Origin of the sequence: Bacillus sp. CDB3 (genome assembly GCF_002081505.1) — a bacterium.
GTDB classification, from domain to species: Bacteria; Bacillota; Bacilli; order Bacillales; family Bacillaceae_G; genus Bacillus_A; species Bacillus_A cereus_AT.
On record NZ_ALBR01000010.1, the window covers coordinates 51,654 to 69,931 of the forward strand.

The window sequence follows — 18,278 nt, forward strand, 5'->3', positions numbered from 1 at the left end:
ATAGGTTAAGGGGTGATTTCGTGTTACAACCGAAGACGCGTTGGAAAGAAAAAGAATATAGTGAAGAGCGAGTGAGTGAATTAGCAAGTAAATTGCAATTATCACCTCTTGTTGTTTCGTTATTCCTCGGTAGAGGATTAGATACAGAAGATAAGATTTTAGATTTTTTAAATACAGAAAATCAAGAATTTCACGATCCATTTTTATTAGAAGGAATGGATAGAACGGTAGAACGTGTAAATAAGGCGATTCAAAATGGAGAGCAAATATTAATATTTGGTGATTACGATGCGGACGGAGTAAGTAGTACGACTGTCTTATATCTTGCGCTTCAAGAATTAGGTGCAGAGGTAGAATTTTATATTCCAAACCGTTTTACAGAAGGGTATGGACCAAACGAAGAAGCGTTTCGTTGGGCGCATAGCGCTGGGTTCTCGCTAATTATTACCGTAGATACTGGTATTGCAGCGGTACATGAAGCGAAGGTAGCGAAGGACCTTGGAATAGATCTTATTATTACAGATCACCATGAGCCACCGCCAGAATTACCAGAAGCACTTGCAATTATTCATCCGAAATTAGAAGGCGGTGTTTATCCGTTTCACTATTTAGCGGGTGTTGGTGTTGCGTTTAAAGTTGCACATGCACTTTTAGGGCGCGTTCCAGAACATTTATTGGAAATCGCAGTAATCGGTACAGTAGCTGATTTAGTATCGCTACATGGTGAAAACAGATTGTTAGTACAGCGCGGGCTTAAACATATGCGTATGACAAGAAATATTGGTTTGAAAGCTTTATTTAAAGTTGCTAACGTTTCGCAAAGTGAAATTACAGAAGAAAGTATTGGCTTCTCAATTGCACCGCGCATTAATGCGGTTGGACGTTTAGAAGATGCAACACCTGCTGTTCATTTATTATTATCAGACGACCCAGAAGAAGCGAAAGAGCTTGCTGAAGAAATTGATGAGCTGAACAAACTTCGAAAAGATATTGTAAAGCAAATTACAGAAGAAGCTATCGCCGAAGTTGAAAATAATTTTCCGCCTGAAGAAAATAAAGTGTTAGTACTAGCGAAAGAAGGCTGGAATCCAGGTGTAATTGGGATTGTTGCTTCTAAATTAGTTGAACGTTTTTATCGTCCAACGATTGTATTGAGCATTGATCCTATAAAAGAAACGGCAAAGGGTTCAGCGCGTAGTATTGCAGGGTTTGATTTATTTGCTAACTTGTCTGATTGTAGAGAGTTATTGCCACACTTCGGAGGACACCCGATGGCAGCCGGAATGACGCTACATATGAATGATGTAGATGAATTAAGACGTAGGTTAAATGGGCAAGCTGATGTGATTTTAACTGAGGAAGATTTTATTCCAATTACAGCAGTTGATGCTTTTTGTAAGGTGGAGGATGTAACTCTTGCTGCAATTGAGGATATGCAAAAGCTAGCGCCGTTTGGTGTTGGAAATCCAAAACCACGTATTGCGGTAAAAGATGCTGATTTAGAAAGCATTCGTGCAATCGGATCGGATGGATCTCATTTAAAAATGACGCTTCGTGATGGACAAGCAACACTGGATACAATTGGATTTGGATTTGGTGCTTATGCGAAAGAAATCTCTCCAGTTGCGAAAGTTTCTGTAATAGGAGAAGCATCCATTAATGAATGGAATAATTTTAAGAAGCCGCAATTAATGGTACAAGATATCGCTGTAGAGGCATGGCAATTATTTGATTGGCGTAGTATGCGTAATGCAGAAGCAAATTTAGCAGAACTTCCGAAAGAAAAAATAACAATGGTGTATTTTTCTGAAGAGGTATTGAATAAGTTTTCTTTAGAAGACTATAAAGAACATCTCATGCATGCATCAGAGGTCACACAGTTAGATGATCAATACATCGTTTTGCTTGATTTGCCGAAAGGAACAGATGAATTACGTGATCTATTTAAAATGGGATTCCCATCGCGAATTTATACGTTATTTTATCAAGAGAATAACCATTTATTTAGTACAGTCCCAACGAGGGAACATTTTAAATGGTACTACTCTTTCTTGAACCAAAAAGCACCATTTTCTTTAAGACAATATGGGGAACAACTATGTCGTCATAAAGGTTGGTCGAAAGATACAGTAAATTTCATGACACAGGTGTTTTTTGAGTTAGAATTTGTTACAATAAAAGACGGTGTCATTTTTATGGCCGAACAAAAACAAAAGCGTGATTTAATTGAATCGAACACATATCGTGAGAAAATGAACCACTTACAATTAGAAAAAGAATTGGTTTATAGCACATATCAGCAACTATATACATGGTTTGAAACGATTCGTAATCATAAATAAGTAGAACAGTTAGGGTAAAGGATTTGTATTTACAAACCTTTTATATCTGAGGAGGATTCAGAAATATGGATTTCAAGCAACATATCGCAATTGTACCGGATTATCCGAAAGAAGGTATTGTGTTTAAAGACATTACACCTTTAATGAACGACGGTAAAGCATACAAAGCAGCAACAGATGCAATCGTTGAGTATGCAAAAGAAAGAGATATCGATGTTGTAGTAGGACCAGAAGCTCGTGGTTTTATTATCGGTTGCCCAGTTTCTTATGCATTAGAAGTAGGATTTGCGCCAGTTCGTAAATTAGGAAAATTACCACGTGAAGTAATTACAGTTGACTACGGCAAAGAATATGGTACAGATGTTTTAACAATCCATAAAGATGCAATTAAACCAGGTCAACGCGTATTAATTACAGATGATCTATTAGCTACAGGCGGAACAATTGAAGCAACAATTAAGCTAGTTGAAGAACTTGGCGGAGTTGTAGCAGGAATTGCATTCTTAGTAGAGCTTACTTACTTAGATGGTCGTAAAATGTTAGATGGTTACGATGTATTAGTATTAGAAAAATACTAATCACTATATAGGTAAAACTACGGTGATAAAAAGTACCCGTGAATCTCTTGGAGAGGAACGGGTACTTTTGTATAATTGAACAAAAAAATATGGTGAAATGTCAGTAAAATCTTTTCCTTTTCACAATTCACAATCATTGGGTTATAATGATAGAATATAATTTATTCTACTTAATAAGGATAAAGTCAATTTTCAATAAAAGGTGATTCGATGGCAAATGAGCAAGTACTAACAGCTGAACAGGTACTCGAGAAAGCAAGTCAATATTTAGCGGATGAAGATATTGAGCTAGTGGCACGTGCCTATGAATATGCGCGCGATGCACATAGCGAACAATATAGAAAATCGGGTGAACCATATATTATTCACCCAATTCAAGTTGCAGGTATTTTAGTTGATTTACACATGGATCCGGCTACAGTATCGGCAGGTTTCTTGCATGATGTAGTGGAAGATACAGAAATTACATTAGAAGATATTGAACGGGAATTTAATAAAGAAATCGCTATGCTTGTCGATGGTGTTACAAAGCTTGGAAAGATTAAATATAAATCTCATGAGCAACAACAAGCAGAAAACCATCGCAAAATGTTTATCGCAATGGCTCAAGATATTCGAGTTATTTTAATTAAACTAGCCGATCGTCTTCATAATATGCGTACATTGAAACATTTGCCTCAAGAGAAGCAGCGACGCATTGCAAATGAAACGTTAGAAATCTTTGCACCTTTAGCACATAGACTCGGAATTAGTACTATTAAATGGGAGCTAGAGGATACGTCACTTCGCTATTTAAACCCGCAGCAATATTATCGTATTGTGAATTTAATGAAGCGTAAACGTGCAGAGCGTGAAGAATATTTAGATGAAGTAATGACTGGCATTCGCGAGAAATTAAAAGAGGTTTCAATTCAACCTGAGATTTCTGGAAGACCAAAACATATTTACAGTATTTATCGTAAAATGGCATTGCAAAATAAACAATTCAATGAAATTTACGATTTACTAGCCGTACGTGTCGTTGTGAATAGTATTAAAGATTGCTATGCGGTGCTTGGAATTATTCATACGTGCTGGAAACCAATGCCAGGTCGTTTTAAAGATTATATTGCAATGCCGAAAGCAAATTTATATCAATCTCTTCATACGACTGTAATTGGACCAAAAGGTGATCCGCTAGAAGTACAAATTCGTACGAAAGAAATGCATGAGATTGCAGAATTCGGAATCGCGGCACACTGGGCGTATAAAGAAGGAAAAACAGCAGAAACAACAGGTACATTAGAGAAGAAACTAACTTGGTTCCGTCAAATATTAGAATGGCAAAATGAAGCTTCTAATGCAGAAGAATTTATGGAGTCATTAAAAATTGATTTATTCTCTGACATGGTATTCGTCTTTACACCAAAAGGCGATGTAATGGAATTACCACTTGGCTCTGTTCCAATTGATTTTTCGTACCGTGTCCATTCGGAAATTGGAAACAAGACAATTGGTGCAAAAGTAAATGGGAAAATGGTGACGCTTGATTATAAGTTGAAAACTGGTGACATCATTGAAATTTTAACATCAAAACATTCGTATGGTCCAAGTCAAGATTGGGTAAAGCTTGCTCAAACATCTCATGCGAAAAATAAAATACGTCAATTTTTTAAGAAACAACGTAGAGATGAAAATATTGAAAAAGGCCGTGAGCTTGTTGAAAAAGAAGTGCGTGGCTTAGAGTATGAGATGAAAGAAGTATTAGCGCTTGATAATTTAAAACGTGTTGCTGAGAAGTTTAACTTTGCAAATGAAGAAGATATGTTTGCGGCAGTTGGATATAACGGAATTACTGCAGCGCAAATTGTTACGCGACTAACGGACAAGTTCCGTAAACAACGTGAAGAAGAAGACATCGTTGAAGTTAAAGAAGTTCGTAAACCGATGAAAATTCGAAAATGGGATTCTGGTGTAAAGGTAAGCGGTGCTGATAATTTACTAATTCGTTTATCAAAATGCTGTAACCCAGTTCCGGGTGATGATATCGTTGGGTATATTACGAAAGGCCGCGGTGTATCGATTCATCGTCGTGATTGTGTCAATGTGCATACAGAAGAAGCTGTAGAGCGTTTACTAGAAGTAGAGTGGGAAGGTAGCCCTGAAAAAGAAATTGAATACAATGTTGATATTGAAATTTCAGGCTATGATCGCCGTGGTTTATTGAATGAAGTATTGCAAGCTGTTACAGAAACGAAAACGTATATCTCAGCTGTTTCTGGTAGAAGCGATCGTAATAAGATGGCAACGATTAACATGTCGATTTCTATTCGAAACTTACAGCACTTGAAAAAAGTAGTAGAGCGTATTAAACGTGTTCCAGAAATTTATGCAGTACGACGCATGATGCATTAATAGGGAGTGTAGAAAAGATGAGAGTTGTTTTACAACGATCAAAGGAAGCGTCTGTCACAGTAGATGGTGAGATTGTAGGACAAATTCCATTCGGTTTGACATTACTAGTGGGCATTACGCATGAAGATACAGAAAAAGATGCAACTTATATTGCAGAAAAAATTGCAAACCTACGCATTTTTGAAGATGAGAGCGGAAAGATGAACCACTCTGTACTTGATGTAGAAGGACAAGTTCTATCTATTTCGCAATTTACATTATACGGAGATTGCCGTAAAGGGAGACGTCCAAACTTTATGGATGCTGCGAAACCTGACTATGCAGAGCGTTTATATGATTTCTTTAACGAAGAGGTTCGTAAACAAGGATTACATGTAGAAACAGGGAAGTTCGGAGCAATGATGGACGTTTCTTTAATCAATGATGGTCCGGTGACCTTAATTGTGGAAAGTAAATAGTATTGTTAAAAAAGAGAGGGTTATATGACCCTCTCTTTTTTATACATTATTGTATGTTTTGTTCATTTATCCCACTATTTGCGGGCAATAAGACTCCCACCTTAAAATTCAGCGACTGCGAGGGATTTAGGTTGAAGCACTGCTGCCCGTAAAAGCCTTCACTTTAACATAGGATGATTGTGAAGGGGAATAAAAGGAAAAGAAGGTGTAGCATGCTAGAGTTATGTGTTCTTGGAATTGTTGGATACTGGTGATTTCGGTTAGTAGAAACACCAGCAATAAAAATTACACTTGCGATTATTCTTCCGGTTATTGTTGCTGTCATGTGGGGGGGGATTTGGAGCTCCATACGCAGAGTGGGAAGTACAAGGCATATTACATGTATTTTTAGAAATTATCGTGTTTGGAGTAGGTGTTGCATCATTGTATCATTTGAAGCATTATATGCTGGCGAGTGGACTGGCTATTATTATTGTTGTGAATCGAATGTTAATGTTTATTTGGAATCAATAGCTGTTTTCAGTTATGTATAACTCTTTCATCAATATGGAACAATAACAAGTAAAACATCCATATTGAATGTGAGGGATATACGTATGCGTATGAATGAAAAAGGGCATTCTGTTACAAATGGTGCAAATCAACTGTTTAACGTGAATTTTCATGATTTTATTTCAAAAGAGCAAAACAATACTTCAATGGAGCTTGCTTCAGAGTTCGGAATTTCACTGCAAGATGTAAAGCGCCTAAAGAAGCAAATTGAGCGCTCTTAGAGCACTTGACAATCCTACTCAACAAACGTATAGTAATTTTATATTTACATATGAATATAGCCGTTGATAGAGAAGAGTAAATGAGATACACATGGAAAGAGAAGAAATGTCCTAGGCTGAAAACATTTCTACATGATGACTGATTGAATGACACTCTGTAGGTTTCAACTTGAAAGGCTTATACGCTTAGTAGAGATGAACGCACATTTAAGCGTTATTAAAAAAGTGGAAGCATACGTGCTTCAATTAGGGTGGCACCACGGGTATAATACTCTCGTCCCTACTGTTCAAACAGTAGAGGCGGGAGTTTTTTTATTTTTATTAAGATTAAAACAATTTGAGGAGGAACTGAATATGTCTATTCAAATCCCACGCGGAACGCAAGATATTCTTCCAGGTAGCGTAGAGTTATGGCAGTATATCGAAGGGCAAGCGCGCGAAATTTGCCGTCGTTACAATTATAAAGAAATTCGTACACCAATTTTTGAACACACAGAGCTATTTTTACGCGGTGTTGGTGATACGACAGATATCGTACAAAAAGAAATGTACTCATTCCAAGACCGTGGAGAGCGTAGTTTAACATTACGTCCAGAAGGTACTGCACCTGTTGTACGTTCTTACGTTGAAAACAAAATGTTCGGTGATGCAACACAACCAACGAAATTATACTATATCGGTCAAATGTTCCGTTATGAAAGACCACAAGCAGGTCGCTATCGTCAATTCGTGCAATTCGGTATTGAAGCAATCGGTAGTAACGATCCTGCAATTGATGCAGAAGTAATTGCACTTGCTGTAGAGTTTTACCGCGGCATGGGCTTAAAAAATATTAAAGTTGTATTAAACAGCTTAGGTGATGCAGCGAGCCGTCAAGCGCACCGCGATGCATTAATTGCACACTTTGAGCCGCGCATCGGAGAATTCTGCTCTGATTGCCAATCTCGCTTAGAAAAAAATCCTCTTCGTATTTTAGACTGTAAGAAGGACCGTAATCATGAACTAATGAGTACAGCACCATCTATTACAGAATACTTAAACGAAGATTCAGCAGTATACTACGACAAAGTTCAAGAGCTATTAACGATGATGGATGTTCCATTTGAAAAAGATCCGAACTTAGTACGTGGTTTAGACTACTATCAACACACTGTTTTTGAAATTATGAGTGAGGCAGAAGGTTTCGGTGCTATCACAACATTAAGTGGCGGTGGTCGTTATAACGGACTTGTACAAGAAATCGGTGGACCGGAAATGCCTGGTATCGGTTTTGCGATGAGTATTGAACGTTTAATTATGGCGCTGAAAGCTGAAAACATTGAATTGCCAATTGAACATAGTATCGATTGTTACGTTGTAGCGCTTGGTGAAAAAGCGAAAGACCATGCTGCGAAAGTTGCGTTTGATCTTCGTAAAGCTGGATTGTCAGTTGAAAAAGATTATTTAGATCGCAAAATGAAAGCACAATTTAAATCGGCGGATCGTTTAAATGCGAAATACGTAGCTGTATTAGGAGAAGATGAGCTAGATAAAGGCATCATTAACTTGAAAGATATGGCAACAGGCGGACAAGAAGAAGTAGCGTTAGATGTATTCGCTTCATACGTAGCAGAGAAATTAATATAGGGGGAACTTACAGTGGCTGAAAGAACACATGCATGTGGAAAAGTAACGGTAGAAGCTGTTGGACAAACAGTTCAATTAAAAGGTTGGGTACAAAAACGTCGTGACTTAGGTGGATTAATCTTTATCGACTTACGTGACCGTACAGGTATCGTACAAGTTGTATTTAACCCAGAAACATCAAAAGAAGCGCTAGAAGTAGCAGAAACAATTCGTAGCGAATACGTATTACACGTAGAAGGTACAGTTGTTGAACGTGGCGAAGGTGCAATTAATGACAATATGGCAACTGGTCGTATTGAAGTACAAGCAACGAAAGTAAACGTATTAAATGCAGCGAAAACAACGCCAATTATTATTTCTGATGACACAGATGCATCAGAAGATGTGCGTTTAAAATATCGTTACTTAGACTTACGTCGCCCTGTAATGTTCAACACATTTAAAATGCGTCACGACGTAACAAAAACAATTCGTAACTTCTTAGATACAGAAGAATTCTTAGAAGTTGAAACACCAATTTTAACGAAGAGCACGCCAGAAGGAGCTCGTGACTATTTAGTACCAAGTCGTGTGCATGATGGTGAATTCTATGCATTACCGCAGTCTCCGCAGTTATTTAAACAGCTTCTTATGGTCGGCGGATTTGAGCGTTACTATCAAGTAGCACGTTGTTTCCGTGACGAAGATTTACGTGCGGATCGTCAACCAGAATTTACACAAATCGATATCGAGGCATCATTCTTAACACAAGATGAAATTTTAGAAATGATGGAGCGTATGATGACGAAAGTCATGAAAGATGCGAAAGGTGTAGAAGTTAGTGCACCATTCCCTCGTATGAAATATGCTGATGCAATGGCTCGCTACGGTTCTGATAAGCCAGATACACGCTTTGAAATGGAACTAACAGACCTATCTGAATTTGCAGCAGGTTGTGGTTTCAAAGTATTTACAAGTGCTGTAGAAAACGGCGGACAAGTAAAAGCAATTAATGCAAAAGGTGCTGCGAGCAAATACTCTCGTAAAGACATCGATGCATTAACTGAATTTGTAAAAGTATATGGTGCAAAAGGTCTAGCTTGGCTGAAAGTTGAAGAAGACGGCCTAAAAGGACCGATTGCAAAGTTCTTCGGTGAAGAAGATGCAAACGTGTTAATGAGTACATTAGAAGCTAATGCTGGCGACTTATTACTATTCGTAGCAGATAAGAAGAGCGTTGTGGCAGATAGCTTAGGTGCACTTCGTTTACGCTTAGGTAAAGAGCTTGAGTTAATTGACGAAAGTAAATTTAACTTCCTATGGGTAACTGATTGGCCACTTCTTGAGTACGATGAAGATGCAGATCGTTACTTCGCAGCTCACCACCCATTCACAATGCCATTCCGTGAAGATGTTGAGCTATTAGAAACAGCACCAGAAAAAGCACGCGCACAAGCATATGACCTTGTATTAAACGGTTATGAGCTTGGTGGTGGATCACTTCGTATTTACGAGCGTGACGTACAAGAAAAAATGTTCAAAGCACTTGGATTCTCACAAGAAGAAGCACAAGAACAATTCGGATTCTTATTAGAAGCATTCGAATACGGTACACCACCACACGGCGGAATTGCATTAGGTTTAGACCGTCTTGTTATGTTACTTGCAGGTCGTACGAACCTTCGTGATACAATTGCATTCCCGAAAACAGCAAGCGCAAGCTGCTTATTAACAGAAGCTCCAAGCCCAGTTGCAGAAGCACAGCTTGAAGAACTGAACTTGAAGTTGAACGTGAAAGAAGAGAAGTAAGAGAAGTAAAAATAGGGTCTAGATGGTTATACTAATACCATCTAGACTTTTTTAATGGATGATTGAGAGAAGAAGTGAAAGCACAGTTTACACTATGTTTTCCTTCTTGAAATATGTATTTTTAGGAATTCTATAACTTTTTCTATACAAATAGTCGGAAAAACGCTAGAATACATGATAGACCATTTTTGTAATAGGAGTGTAGAGCTGAATGTTACATCAATTTTCACGTAATGAATTAGCCTTTGGAAAAGAAGGCCTTGAAATATTAAAAAATAGTACAGTCGGTATTTTAGGAATTGGCGGCGTAGGGTCATTTTCGGCAGAAGCGTTAGCACGTTCTGGTGTAGGACGTCTTGTATTAGTTGATAAAGACGTTGTAGATATTACAAACGTAAACCGTCAAATTCACGCTTTAGTATCTACTGTAGGGCGTTCAAAAGTAGAATTAATGAAAGAGCGTATTGCAGACATCAATCCAGAGTGTGAAGTAATTGGATTAGAAATGTTTTATACAGATGAAACATATGAAGAGTTCTTCAAACACGGCTTGGATTTCGTAGTGGATGCATCTGATACGATTACGTTTAAAATTCATTTAATTAAACAATGTTTACGTCGTAAAATTAAAATTATCTCATGTATGGGTGCTGCAAATAAAATGGACCCAACTCGTTTCCGTATTGCGGACATTTCTAAAACACATACAGATCCAATTGCGAAAGTAATTCGTACGAAGCTTCGTAAAGAGGGTATTAAAAAAGGTGTAAAAGTTGTCTTCTCTGACGAAAACCCAATCGTAATTCGTGAAGAAGTACGTAAAGAAATCGTACCAGACGAAAATGCAAAAATTCGTAAAGCGAAATTACCGCCTTCTTCAAATGCATTCGTACCATCTGTGGCAGGCTTAATTATGGCAAGTCACGTTGTACGTGAGCGTATTAAAAACGTAGAAGTGAAGCGTGTAGGGCAAGAATAAAAGGAAAGCATATATTCATTTCGGATATATGCTTTTTTATGTTTTAAAGAATTGTTGATATTTGCAATACTAATAATTCAAATGTAAGTAATCCTAATAAAGAATAATCGTATTTGTCTGATTTGTAGGCAGGGGTCTTTTTTAAACTATGAATTGTAAAAAGACCTAACGCTAGGACTAGAACACCGAGTGTTATTTTGAATACTATTAATGAAATAGCAACCACCTCCCTTCAAGCGTGTATATTTACAATAACATTTAAGTAAAAAATATCCAATTCTTTCGAGAGGTTTATTATTGTCAATCTTTGTCGTTAAATCGATATTCCTTATCGAACCGTTGATATATTTTAAGTTGTGATAGATATATTTGAAAAACCGTTGATATATTTTAAGTTAGGATAGATATATTCGAAAAACCGTTAATATAATTTCATTTACTGTTGAATTGTGAATCAAAAAAACAGGGATGTCACTTAGTCAAAAAGTGACACCCCTGTTTTTTAATTCTCTGCGGAATATATAATATCTAAGTTTCCGTTTTGATCAGTCTTGAAGATTGGAGCAATCTGTTCCTCTTGCTCTTCAACTGAAACAAGTTTTCGAGCACGGTCCATAATTCTAACAAGCATTGCGTAATCTTCTTCGATTGCTTGTTGTTTTTTTGTGAGTACCGCTAATTTTGCTTCAAGTTCATTATTCGTTTTTTGTAGGGAAGTGAGCTGATCTTGTAATACACCATTTTCAGTTTGCAACTTTGCGATTGAAGGGTTACTATGTTCCATGTTTTGCAAAAATGAGATGACATTTTGCATTGTAAGTTCCTGTTTACTTGGCGTAATATCTTCTGAAAACTCAGCGTCGATTACGAGCTGCCGAGTTTGTGTAAACTGCTCTTTTTCTATTTTAGCTTCAGAACGTTTTAATTCTTTACGTTGTTTTTTGCAATCTGCACCGCATCTTCGTAATTCGGTCTGACTTCAGCGTTCCATCTAAATCCACAAGCTGCGGAAGTACGGTTTAATGTATCGCCAACTTCATCGAACGCTTTTATTTGTGTACTTCCGCTGCGAATATGTCGTAAAACAGTTTCTGCTAAAAGGAGATCGTCTTCTCTTGTCCATGCATCTTGACGTGTTTTCATAAGCGAAGCCTCCGTAATGGTGACGTTTTCGTTTATATTTCCCGAATTATAAGTTGTTATACAGTAAAATAGGATAATTATAATAGAAAATTATTGGTCCAATGTAAAAAAAATCTGCTTTTATGTATAATATAAATAATAATAAAATTTTGAATTTATTGCATAAAGGTATAGTTTTGTAGTACCTAAAAAGGAGAAGAGCATATGGGGATTTATGAAACGAGGCAAATGTTAGATAGTACAATTTCTATTTTAGAAAGTTATCGAGATTTATTGAATACTTATTTTGAAAACGGTGAATTTACAGAATTCACCGATATTTTAAGTGTATTAGATGATGGTGGGAAAGAAATCTTTAAATATTATTGGCTCCATTTGCAGAGTATGGAGTTTGTTACGGAAGAGCATGTAGATCATTTTAATTATTTGTTTGATGAAGACTATACAGAGAGTATGTTACATGATATGGCCATGGCAATTACGGAAACAGCAGATATATCAGATTTGATACAAGGGTACTTAGTACAAATTACTAACATAGATTTTTTAACCTTTAGAAGAACTGGAATTGAGTTAGGGGAAGTATCGAAATCATTTATTAGAGCTGTGGAATATATAGGGACTGAGTTTTATTGGATTACTATGAATGACAACATTAAAATGATCCACGACGGTCGTGTTGAGATTTTAGAAGCGACTATGATAGCTATTTTAGAGGAGTTTGTAGTTAGTGGTGAAAGCGTAGAGGAAACCACTGTGAAAGTTGGACAGGTAGAAAATACAATACAAGATTATACATTTGAGGAATTAATGGAGCAATTAAATAGATTAATAGGGATGCCGCAATTAAAGCAAGATATACAAAATATAGTGAATTTAATTAAAATCCAACAGATGAGAAGTAGTAAGGGAATGAAAACAGTTGCTATGTCTAGGCACCTTGTTTTTACTGGTAATCCAGGAACAGGAAAGACAACGGTTGCAAGACTTTTAGCGCGAATTTACCGAAAATTAGGGATATTAACTTCTGGACACTTAGTGGAGGTGGATCGAGCTGGTTTGGTTGCGGGATATGTAGGGCAGACCGCGATTAAAACAGATGAGGTGATAAAGAAAGCGATTGGTGGCGTTTTATTTATTGATGAGGCTTATACGCTAGCTAATGATGATTTCGGAAAAGAAGCAATTGATACTATTCTAAAAAGAATGGAAGACTATAGAGAAGAGTTGATTGTAATTGTAGCAGGATATCCTGATAAAATGTTATCGTTTATTCAAAGTAATCCAGGATTGGAATCTCGTTTTAATAAGTATATTCAGTTTGATGATTATCTCCCGCAAGAGCTGGTTCAAATATTTGAAATGATGTGTGTGGAGCAGAATTATTGTGTAGGTCAAGAGGCTTTAGATAAAGTATACACATATGCGGAAAAACAATTTGAAAATCGAAGTGATAACTTTTCAAATGCACGTTTAATGAGGAATGTTTTTGAGCAAACAATTACAAATCAAGCGAATAGATTAGTAATTGCTTCGATAGAGAATATAACTGAAGGTGAGTTATCTCTAATTACTGTTGAAGATGTATTGGTTTAATAGATTAGTTAAGGACCTTCAATTTTAGAGTGAAGGTCCTTTTTTAGGTGTATGCTTCGAACTTTGCAATCTTTCATAAACAGTAGAAAGTGCTTGTTCAAATTTCCCTGTCGTTTTCGGTTTATAATATTGCTTGTTTTTTATTTTATCAGGCAAGTATTGTTGTTGTACCCAGCCATTTGGATGGTCGTGTGGATATAAGTATCCAATGCCTCTTCCAAGTGATTCGGCACCTTTATAGTGACTATCTTTTAAATGACTTGGAATATCACCTGTTTGACCGTTACGTAAATCGTGTAATGCGGCATCAAGTGCTTTATAAGCTGAATTTGATTTTGGTGATAGGCAAAGCTCGATAACCGCATTTGCAAGTGGTATACGTGCCTCTGGGAATCCAACTCGTTCAGCCGATTCAATTGCGGCTAGTGTACGTGGTCCAGCTTGTGGGCTAGCAAGTCCAATATCTTCATAAGCCATAATAAGAAGGCGTCTACCAATACTTTGTAAATCACCTGCTTCAATAAGGCGTGCTAAATAATGGAGCGCTGCATTTACATCACTTCCGCGCACTGATTTTTGAAATGCTGATAATACGTCATAGTGAGCATCTCCGCCTTTGTCGTGAACGAAGCTCTTTTTTTGTAGGCATTCTTCTGCAATCTCGAGTGTGATTTCAGCCGCTCGATCGTCTGTAGTGAAGCTAGATAATACAGCAAGTTCAAGTGCGTTATAAGCGGAACGCATATCACCACCAGAGGCGTTTGCAAAGTGGTGCATTGCTTCATCTGTTACCGTTACAGCATATTCCCCAAGTCCTTTTTCTTTATCTTCTAAAGCTCTTTTTAACCCAATTAAAATATCATCTTCTGTTAGTGCGTGTAATTCGAAAATTTGACACCTGCTTCGAATAGCGGAGTTTATCGCATGGAACGGATTGCTTGTCGTTGCACCAATTAAAGTAAGAAGTCCACTTTCTAAATGAGGTAATAGAAAGTCTTGCTTTGCTTTATCTAGACGGTGAACTTCATCTAAAATTAAAACGAGATGTCGATGCATCTTCGCTTCTTGTACGACAACTTCCATATCTTTTTTATTGTGAGTAACAGCGTTTAATAGGCGAAACGGGGTTCCGGTACTTCCTGCAATTGCACTAGCAATCGATGTTTTTCCTGTGCCTGGAGGACCGTATAAAATCATAGATTGAAAATGATTCGCTTGGACCATTCGCCATAAAATCTTTCCTTCACCAACTAAATGTTGTTGTCCGATAATTTCTTGAATATTCGTAGGGCGCATTCGATGTGCGAGTGGTTGTTTCATTTTGACCTTCTCCCTTAATGTATAATCTCACTCTATCGTATCATTTTTTTTAATGAAATTTGAAATAAGATGTTGCTTTGTGGGAAAAATGAATATAAATATTTTCATTTTTCTTTCAATTGTAATAATTTCCGAGTTTTTCAATGTGATTTTATGTTATCATTTTGATACACAAGTTGAAATTTCTTATAATACTATATTATGCTATAATTTCATAGGATTTTAAATTGTGTTCTTTTATAAAGTGAAACTTTAATCAGTGGGGGGGTGTTCATCCTCCACTGATTATCAGCCCGCACCAATTGGGTGTTTATGGGCAGCCCGACTCCCACCTAACTTCATTGCTCCAGTCGGATTTTGAGGTGGGAGCTTTACTGCCCGCAAATAGCGGGATAAATAAGATATAACCAATAGAAGTGAAAATTTGAAAAGAGGTGCAAAATAGATGAAGATTTCAACAAAAGGCCGCTACGGCTTAACAATTATGATCGATCTTGCAAAAAAGTTTGGTGAAGGTCCGATTTCATTAAAATCAATCGCACAAGCACATGACTTATCAGAACATTACTTAGAGCAATTAATTTCACCACTTCGTAATGCTCGTCTTGTAAAGAGTACGCGTGGTGCATATGGTGGATATGTATTATCAGATCAGCCTGCTAACATTACAGCTGGGGATGTAATCCGTGTATTAGAGGGTCCGATTAGTGTTGTAGAAATGATAGAGGAAGAAGAACCAGCACAACGCCAATTATGGATGCGTGTTCGTGATGCGGTGCAAGAAGTGTTAGATAGTACAACTTTAGAAGACCTAGTACGTTATGAGGAAGAAAATCACGGGGGCTATATGTTTTACATTTAATTCCTTGTGAAACGATTTGGAAAGAAGGAGATTTAATGGAACGCATTTACTTAGATCATGCTGCGACATCTCCGACTCACCCAGAAGTGGTCGAAAAGATGATTCCATATATGACAGAAACATTTGGAAACCCGTCTAGTATTCACTTTTATGGGCGTCAAACACGCCATGCAGTAGATGAGGCGAGACGTGTGTGTGCACGTAGCGTTCACGCGAGTCCGAATGAAATTATATTTACGAGCGGTGGTACGGAAGCTGATAATTTAGCGCTTATAGGTGTAGCGCGTGCGAACCGTCATAAAGGTAACCACATTATTACAACGCAAATTGAACATCATGCGATTTTGCATACGTGTGAATTGCTAGAGCGTGAAGGATTTGAAGTGACGTATTTACCTGTTGATGAAACAGGCCGTATTCAAGTTTCTGACATACAAAAGGCATTAACGGATGAGACAATTCTCGTATCTGTTATGTTTGGGAATAATGAAGTAGGGACAATGCAACCAATTGCGGAAATAGGTAAGCTGTTAAAAGAACATCAAGCTTATTTTCATACAGATGCAGTACAAGCTTACGGTTTAGTAGAAATTGATGTGAAAGAGTTTGGCATTGATTTACTATCAATATCAGCTCATAAAATTAACGGACCAAAAGGTGTCGGGTTCCTATATGCTGGTGCAAATGTGAAATTTGAACCGTTATTAATAGGCGGAGAGCAAGAAAGAAAACGGCGTGCTGGTACTGAAAATGTACCTAGTATCGCTGGACTGCAGCAAGCGATTTTGCTAGCTGCAAAAAATCGTGAGCAAAAAAATGCCCAATATGAAGAGTTTAAAGATATAATGGTATCTGTCTTCAAAAATGAAGGCATTACTTTCGAGGTAAACGGAAATTTGGAATGTCGCTTACCACATGTGTTGAATATAAGTTTTACAGGAATGAATATTGAACCGTTTCTTGTGAACTTAGACTTAGCTGGCATTGCAGTATCAAGTGGTTCTGCTTGTACAGCTGGTTCGATTGATCCATCACATGTATTAGTAGCGATGTTCGGAAAAGACTCCGATCAAATACGTTCATCCGTACGCTTTAGTTTCGGACTTGGAAATACGAAAGAGCAAATTGAAAAAGCGGCGTACGAAACAGTGAAAATCGTGAAACGATTAACACAAAATTAGTATGGGAGGTGACATGATGAACAAACTACCTCACGAAACACGCGTTGTCATCGGGATGTCCGGTGGCGTCGATTCATCTGTAGCGGCACTTTTATTAAAAGAGCAAGGTTATGATGTAATCGGAATTTTTATGAAAAACTGGGATGATACAGATGAGAATGGTGTCTGCACAGCGACTGAAGATTACAATGACGTAATTGAAGTGTGTAACCAAATCGGTATTCCGTATTATGCAGTAAACTTTGAAAAACAATACTGGGACAAAGTATTTACGTACTTCTTAGATGAGTACCGAGCTGGTCGTACACCAAACCCAGATGTAATGTGTAACAAAGAAATTAAATTTAAAGCATTTTTAGAGCATGCAATTGCACTTGGTGCTGATTATGTAGCGACAGGTCATTACGCACGCGTTGCTTATATGGACGGCGAATATAAAATGCTTCGCGGCGTTGATGACAATAAAGACCAAACATATTTCTTAAATCAATTAAGCCAAGAACAATTATCAAAAACAATGTTCCCGCTTGGTGAATTAAAGAAACCGCAAATTCGCGAAATGGCGACAGCAGCTGGTTTAGCGACAGCAGCGAAGAAAGATAGTACTGGTATTTGCTTCATTGGTGAGCGTAACTTTAAAGATTTCTTAAGTAACTATTTGCCAGCTCAGCCAGGTGTAATGCAAACATTATCTGGTGAAGTGAAAGGAAAACATGACGGTTTAATGTACTATACAATTGGACAACGTCATGGCCTTGGTATTGGTGGTAACGGTGATCCATGGTTCGCTGTTGGGAAGAACTTAAAAGACAACATTTTATATGTTGATCAAGGATTCCATAACGAACTTTTATATGGCGATGAAGTTATTGCTACGAATGTAGGATGGGTAAGTAACAAAGCAAAAGAAACAGAATTTAAATGCACAGCGAAATTCCGTTATCGTCAAGCAGACAATAAAGTAACGGTTCAAATCGTTGATGAAAATACAGTTCGTATTCTTTGTGACGAGCCAATTCGTGCGATTACGCCAGGCCAAGCAGTTGTTTTCTATGATGGAGATGAGTGCTTAGGCGGCGCTACAATTGATGAAGTATATCATAGTGGTAAGAAATTAGATTATTTAGGATAAAACGAGAAGCCTCTGCCGATTAGCGGTTAGAGGTTTCTTTTACATAAAGCGAATTTTCGTTCGCTTGAAAAATACATTCTTTGTTATAATTTGTTGTAGAGGTGAA

General features: G+C 37.4%; 13 protein-coding genes, 2 pseudogenes and 1 other annotated feature. Of the genes and pseudogenes, 13 read left to right on the forward strand and 2 right to left on the reverse strand.

The genetic code is table 11. The features are described from left to right. The first annotated feature begins 20 nt into the window (after window positions 1-20). From recJ to CDB3_RS02015, 9 genes and pseudogenes are all read left to right on the forward strand, one after another. Window positions 21-2,342, forward strand: coding sequence for a single-stranded-DNA-specific exonuclease RecJ (recJ, locus tag CDB3_RS01980; protein ID WP_128853335.1), 2,322 nt, complete (start codon window positions 21-23; stop codon window positions 2,340-2,342). Between the two features lie 65 nt (window positions 2,343-2,407). Then, window positions 2,408-2,920 carry an adenine phosphoribosyltransferase gene (locus CDB3_RS01985; protein ID WP_000346217.1) on the forward strand — a complete coding sequence of 171 codons (513 nt, stop codon included), beginning with the start codon at window positions 2,408-2,410 and terminating at the stop codon, window positions 2,918-2,920. Window positions 2,921-3,130: 210 nt separating this feature from the next. Beyond that, a complete protein-coding gene (gene relA / locus CDB3_RS01990; protein ID WP_001262798.1) occupies window positions 3,131-5,314 on the forward strand; it encodes a GTP diphosphokinase in 2,184 nt (727 codons plus the stop codon). Between the two features lie 17 nt (window positions 5,315-5,331). Further along, the gene (locus CDB3_RS01995; protein WP_001266956.1) at window positions 5,332-5,772 is read left to right on the forward strand and encodes a D-tyrosyl-tRNA(Tyr) deacylase; all 441 of its coding nucleotides are present in this window, start codon (window positions 5,332-5,334) and stop codon (window positions 5,770-5,772) included. A 278-nt stretch (window positions 5,773-6,050) separates the two neighbouring features. Then, window positions 6,051-6,285: pseudogene (locus tag CDB3_RS02000) on the forward strand (YrdB family protein). A gap of 83 nt (window positions 6,286-6,368) precedes the next feature. Beyond that, window positions 6,369-6,545, forward strand: coding sequence for a hypothetical protein (locus CDB3_RS31535; protein WP_001242605.1), 177 nt, complete (start codon window positions 6,369-6,371; stop codon window positions 6,543-6,545). Window positions 6,546-6,599: 54 nt separating this feature from the next. Beyond that, window positions 6,600-6,830 (forward strand) — a binding site (T-box leader). Between the two features lie 69 nt (window positions 6,831-6,899). After that, complete coding sequence (gene hisS, locus CDB3_RS02005; RefSeq protein WP_128853336.1) at window positions 6,900-8,171, forward strand: histidine--tRNA ligase; 1,272 nt, start codon at window positions 6,900-6,902, stop codon at window positions 8,169-8,171. 12 nt (window positions 8,172-8,183) lie between these two features. Then, on the forward strand, window positions 8,184-9,959 hold the full coding sequence (aspS, locus tag CDB3_RS02010; protein WP_071747437.1) for an aspartate--tRNA ligase: 1,776 nt from the start codon (window positions 8,184-8,186) through the stop codon (window positions 9,957-9,959). A gap of 211 nt (window positions 9,960-10,170) precedes the next feature. Then, a complete protein-coding gene (locus tag CDB3_RS02015; protein WP_000903182.1) occupies window positions 10,171-10,938 on the forward strand; it encodes a tRNA threonylcarbamoyladenosine dehydratase in 768 nt (255 codons plus the stop codon). Between the two features lie 502 nt (window positions 10,939-11,440). On the opposite strand, the pseudogene CDB3_RS02025 reads toward CDB3_RS02015, so the two are convergent. Continuing rightward, window positions 11,441-12,081: pseudogene (locus tag CDB3_RS02025) on the reverse strand (RsfA family transcriptional regulator). A 204-nt stretch (window positions 12,082-12,285) separates the two neighbouring features. Here CDB3_RS02025 and CDB3_RS02030 point away from each other — a divergent pair. Continuing rightward, entirely contained in the window at window positions 12,286-13,677 is a 1,392-nt protein-coding gene (locus CDB3_RS02030) for an AAA family ATPase (protein WP_128853338.1), read from the forward strand. A 24-nt stretch (window positions 13,678-13,701) separates the two neighbouring features. Here the strand turns inward: CDB3_RS02030 and CDB3_RS02035 are convergent, their stop codons facing one another. Continuing rightward, a complete protein-coding gene (locus CDB3_RS02035; protein WP_128853339.1) occupies window positions 13,702-14,997 on the reverse strand; it encodes a replication-associated recombination protein A in 1,296 nt (431 codons plus the stop codon). Between the two features lie 445 nt (window positions 14,998-15,442). Here CDB3_RS02035 and cymR point away from each other — a divergent pair, with 445 nt between their 5' ends. The 3 genes from cymR to mnmA are packed head-to-tail and all read left to right on the forward strand — an operon-like array spanning window position 15,443 to window position 18,172. Then, window positions 15,443-15,859 carry a cysteine metabolism transcriptional regulator CymR gene (gene cymR, locus CDB3_RS02040; protein ID WP_000704116.1) on the forward strand — a complete coding sequence of 139 codons (417 nt, stop codon included), beginning with the start codon at window positions 15,443-15,445 and terminating at the stop codon, window positions 15,857-15,859. A 35-nt stretch (window positions 15,860-15,894) separates the two neighbouring features. Beyond that, a complete protein-coding gene (locus CDB3_RS02045) occupies window positions 15,895-17,040 on the forward strand; it encodes a cysteine desulfurase family protein (protein ID WP_128853340.1) in 1,146 nt (381 codons plus the stop codon). Between the two features lie 16 nt (window positions 17,041-17,056). Then, window positions 17,057-18,172 carry a tRNA 2-thiouridine(34) synthase MnmA gene (gene mnmA / locus CDB3_RS02050; protein ID WP_097830593.1) on the forward strand — a complete coding sequence of 372 codons (1,116 nt, stop codon included), beginning with the start codon at window positions 17,057-17,059 and terminating at the stop codon, window positions 18,170-18,172. Window positions 18,173-18,278 lie beyond the last annotated feature (106 nt).